Origin of the sequence: Vibrio sp. OPT46, from assembly GCF_015163535.1 — a bacterium.
GTDB lineage: Bacteria > Pseudomonadota > Gammaproteobacteria > Enterobacterales > Vibrionaceae > Vibrio > Vibrio alginolyticus.
In genome coordinates this window covers 21,990-22,293 of sequence record NZ_JADDYG010000230.1, presented here as the reverse complement: position 1 = coordinate 22,293, position 304 = coordinate 21,990, and positions in this window count along the sequence as shown.

Here is a 304-nt window from a genome sequence, read left to right as displayed (position 1 = left end):
TTCAACTCGTCTAGCCATGCCGATAGATTGCGTAATGCTACGTGTATTTTCAATCTAGACATAAGTCGTATCGGCCTTTAAATAAGCTATATCAACAAAGGGTTTAGTGAAACCCCAATATAAACAAAACAGAAAATTCAAAGTTTTATTCCGCAAGGTAAAAACCATCTATCAAGCGCCTTATTTTGTAAGTTATTACGTAATAAAATTACATTAAATTTAAAGTCGTTTTATCATTTCAAACAAGCGTATGAATATAGACTGGTAAACAAACACCTTGTATTCACAAGGGCTGAAGAGATGT